Annotated in this window: 4 protein-coding genes; all 4 read right to left on the bottom strand. The window is 71.6% G+C overall.

All coding sequences use genetic code 11. The features are described from left to right. A partial coding sequence (locus tag VF468_01120) for a PRC-barrel domain-containing protein (GenBank protein ID HEX5876924.1) occupies positions 1-670 on the bottom strand: 670 nt, incomplete at its 3' end. A gap of 5 nt (positions 671-675) precedes the next feature. Further along, positions 676-1,335, bottom strand: coding sequence for a YsnF/AvaK domain-containing protein (locus tag VF468_01125; GenBank protein ID HEX5876925.1), 660 nt, complete (start codon positions 1,333-1,335; stop codon positions 676-678). Between the two features lie 362 nt (positions 1,336-1,697). Further along, positions 1,698-2,495: a sigma-70 family RNA polymerase sigma factor gene (locus tag VF468_01130; protein ID HEX5876926.1), complete on the bottom strand. Its 798-nt coding sequence runs from the start codon at positions 2,493-2,495 to the stop codon at positions 1,698-1,700. A 188-nt stretch (positions 2,496-2,683) separates the two neighbouring features. Further along, a complete protein-coding gene (locus VF468_01135) occupies positions 2,684-3,085 on the bottom strand; it encodes a SpoIIE family protein phosphatase (protein HEX5876927.1) in 402 nt (133 codons plus the stop codon). Positions 3,086-3,090 lie beyond the last annotated feature (5 nt).

The following is a 3,090-nucleotide window of genomic DNA, read 5'->3' on the forward strand; positions in this document are numbered from 1 at the left end:
CGGCGGCTCGCCCTGCCGCGGCCATGGGCACGGCCGCCGTCCCGACCAGGGCACGCAGCCGCCCGCGGCGGCGCCGCCGACGCAACCTTCCGGCGGGCACGGCCAGGACCGGCCCGACGGTCCGGCCGACGGCGGCGGCCAGGCCGGATGACTGGCGTCGCCGGCGGCGCCGGGCCAGCAACACGCCGCCGGCCACCGAGGAGGCGGCCGCGCCAGCGACGAGCAACCTCCGGCCACGGGGAGCTCCAACCCCGGGCAGGCTGGCCGCCCGCTGGCGAGCCCGATCCAGCCCTTCCCGCAGGCGGGCGGGCGGGCTGCCACCCGCCATCCGCCTGGCACTTCCCCAGCGCAGCTCCGGGGCACCGCCGTAGTAACCATGCAGCCGAGCGGTTTGCTCCTTGGACAGCCGCCGACCGGGACGGATGGCCGGGGCATCGGCGACCAGCGCGTGCTGGACAGGGACGCCGATCTGGTCCTGCTGCTCGGTGGCGTCGACCAGCGGCACGAAGACTGGACGGTCCTCCCGCCCGCTGGTGACCAGGGCCCACTCAGGCTCCCCACTGACCACGTCCAGGTAGATGTGCACGATACGGCCGAGCGGGGCGCCCTCGCGGTCCACCATGGGCTTGTCCCGCCAGGCGCGGGCCGTCTCGATCGAGGGTCTGGGCATCGCCCTCACCGCTCCCTGTCCGGCTGGTCCACCTCCACCTTCTCCTTGCGGACCGGCTCGGACACCTCCTCCTGGTCGCGGACGACCTCCTTGCCGATCCGCACGCGCTCCTTGGGCACCACCTGCTTGTCGACCACCGGCCGCTCCTCTCGCAGCTCGATGGTCCGCTCGTCCGCTGACAGCTCGGCGTCACGGTCGCCTTCACCGGCCGCGATCGGCTCGCGCTGGACGCGCAGCTCCTCCCGCTCGACCGGGACAGTCCGGCGCTGCTGCTCGGTGACGACCTGCTTGCGGACGCCGGCCCGGCCGCGCGGCACCTGCTTGGTGTCGACCTTCAGCTCCTCCTCGGAGCGGGTCAGGGTCTGCTGGCCGGCATGCTCCCGCTGGCGGCCGACGGCATCCGCGCCGGTCGCGGTCACCGGGGCGGGGGCGACGGTCGGAATGGCGGCCGGCCCCTCGGCCAGCCTGAGGACCTCCTGGGCCTTCAGCACGAAGTCGTTGGTGGCCAGGTCGCGGATGGTCTTGACCCCGAACGCCTTGTGCAGGGCCTCGCCGCCCCGCTTGCCGAGCCCGCGCAGGGCCTCGACCGGGGCGTCGGGTAGCTCGTTGACGTCGTGATCCTCGTATCGCCTGTCGACGTACTCGCGTGTCTGGGCAGCTCCCATGGCTGGATCGCCTCCCTGGGGGATCCGGATGGTGCGCCGGTGCGCCGGAATCGGCGCCGGGCGGCGCGACGGGTGAGCGGATCTACCTCCGCGGGCAGCCAATGCGGCTGCGATCGACGCGGCACAGGACGGATGCGGTCCTGCTCGGAAGGCGGCATCGCCACCACCCCAAGGGTATGCACGACGACCCTTCCCTAAACCTGCGACAGCACCAGACGGATCTAGACTGCTCACGCTTGGATGCCTCGTCGGTCTGGATGGCTCCTGGCGGATCCAGAAGGATCGTCTGGATGATCATCAGCTGGCCGGAGCAGCCACCATCACCATCCAGATGACCTGCATCGCTACAGCTCCCTGCCAGATCAGGGCTCCACCAGCTGGGCCCGCATTCGGGCGAGGGCACGCCGTTGCAGCCGGGAGATGTGCATCTGGGAGCAGCCGACCCGGGCTGCGATCTCGTACTGGTCCAGGTCCTGGAAGAACCGCAGCATGATGACCTCGCGTTCCAGCGCCGGCAGGTCGGCGACCAGGCCGGGCAGGGCCAACAGGTCCTCTGGCTCCTCCCGGGATCCGGCCGCTGCCATCAGGTCGCCCAGCGATGCGTCCCCGTCCTCGCCGACTGGCTGGTCCAGCGACACCTCGAGGCGGCTGCCCGCAGCCGCCAGGCCCTCCAGGACCTCCTCCTCGTCCAGCTCAACATGCTCGGCCAGCTCGGTGGTGGTGGGTGAGCGGCCCAGACGCTGGTGCAGCTCATCGGCCGCCCGGCACAACCGTAGCGCCTGCTCCTTGCGCGGCCGGGGCACGTGCAGCCGCCAGCTGGTGTCGCGCAGGTAACGTTTGAGCTCGCCCACCACACAGGCCACCCCGTAGGGCACGAACGGGTTGCCATGGGTGGGGTCATAGCGGTCGACGGCGGCGATCAGCCCGGCCCGGGCGACCTGGCGCAGGTCCTCCGGGGTGGTCCCACGGCTGTGGCGGTAGCGGCCAGCCAGCCGGTCGGCCAGGCCTAGGTAGGCCAGGATGATCTGCTCGCGCAGCTGAGGGTCGCGGCTGGTGGCGTAGTCCTGCACCCAGGCATCGACCTCGGCCGCAGCAGCTCGGTCGGCGGGGTGGACGTCCAGGACCGCATGGTCGGGAAACTGGGCGATGGCGGTAGACACAAATGCACCTCGTGGCACTGGTCGTCCACGAGGTCTAGGTGGACGCAGCAGCAACAGCAGCCGAACGACGGCAGCCTCCCCTTGAGCGGTCCTTGGCAAACCTGGTCGCCCTCGGCCCAACGCTCGATCGTTGCGACCGCGGATCACCAACCGCTAGATCCGTAGGCTGGTGCTCAGCGTCCACGCCGTCAGTCCGAGTGCTGTCCGTGCAGCTCAGGTCTGGGGCCGCCGCCAGCCTCCTCGACCACGGCGGGAGATCGTGCTCTGCGGAACGGGCTGGTGGCGGGGGCGAGCAGCACCAGGGCCAAGTCGTCGTTGAGTCGTCCACCGGCGTGGGCCAGCAGCAGCCCGACCAGGCCGTCCAGGGCATGACTGAGCGTGGCCGCGGTGAGACAGGCCTCCACCCGGTCGTCCAGGTCGAACTGGCGCCCGTCGGCCGCTCGCGCCTCCACCAGCCCATCGGTGTATAACAACAGGCGATCCTCGGGCCCCAACCTGACCTGCTCCACCACCGGGGTCGGGTCCAGGCCCAACGGAAGCGCTGGCTGGCGTGGCTCCACCAGCCTCCGCCCGGTCGGCTGGACCAGCAACGGTG

It is taken from the genome of Actinomycetota bacterium, from assembly GCA_036280995.1.
Taxonomy (GTDB): Bacteria; Actinomycetota; CALGFH01; order CALGFH01; family CALGFH01; genus CALGFH01.

What these genes read in the sequence shown, in the direction of transcription:
- VF468_01125 (HEX5876925.1), bottom strand. Translation starts at nt 1,335, where the DNA reads ATGGGAGCTGCCCAGACACGCGAGTACGTCGACAGGCGATACGAGGAT.